A 966-nucleotide genomic window follows, 5' to 3' on the forward strand; every position below is an offset into this window, starting at 1 on the left:
TAACTGGAACCACATCACCTGAGTAAGATTTATCTGTTGGTGTGAAAGTAACTACACCTGTGTCTTTATCAACTGTGTATGTACCGATCACATCACCTGCTGGTGATTTCGCTTCTACTGATGCTGCTGGTTGACCATTTTCATCAAGAAGAGTAATCGAATCCTTGTTAATTGGAGCTACTTCATCACCTTCAGTGAAGGTTACAGTGCCAGTTTGAACAAGACCTTGAGGTCCAGTAGATTCAGCTGGTGTTGCAGTTGGAGTTACTGGAGTTACAGTTGGTGTGTAAGTTGCAGAAGCTTTAGTTCCGTTCTTATCTTCACGAACAACTGTTACGGCTGGTGCTTTACCTGTGAATGATTTTTCAGGAACAAAGGTTACAGTTCCGTCTGCTGCTACTGTGTAAGTACCAACGCCATCAACTGTCTTAGTTGTTGAACCATCATCGAAGGTTGCTGGAACATCATCGTTCATAGGTACACGGCTGTCACCTTCGGTGAATTTAGGTTTACCAGTTTGACTTGCACCTTGGATATCTGTTGATTCAGCTGGTGTTGCTGTTGGTGTTACTGGTGTCACAGTTGGTGTGTACTTAGCTGTGATTTCAGTACCGTTCTTGTCCACGCGTTTCACTGTTACGCCTGTAGCAGTTCCAGTGAATGATTTTTCTGGTACGAAGGTTACGGTTCCATCTGGAGCAACAGTATATGTTCCTTCACCATCTACTGTCTTAGTGGTTGAGCCATCTTCGAAGGTAGCTGGAGTATCTTCATCGATTGGAACATTTGGATTGCCTTCCGTGAAGGTTGGTTTACCAGATTGTGTTTGACCTTGAATATCTGTCGATGTAGCATCTTCAGAAGTTGGAACAACCGGAGTAATCTTCGGTGTATAAGTTGTTTCAACTGTAGTTCCATTTGCATCAGCTGCCTGAACCTTAACTGGAACCACATCACCTGAGTAAG

General features: G+C 43.6%; 1 pseudogene. It reads right to left on the reverse strand.

Annotated elements, in window-relative coordinates:
- Window positions 1–966 (reverse strand): annotated as a pseudogene (locus HMPREF2893_RS07525) (CshA family fibrillar surface protein C); the annotation flags it as partial.

The sequence above is a fragment of the Streptococcus sp. HMSC072C09 genome, from assembly GCF_001813105.1.
GTDB lineage: Bacteria > Bacillota > Bacilli > Lactobacillales > Streptococcaceae > Streptococcus.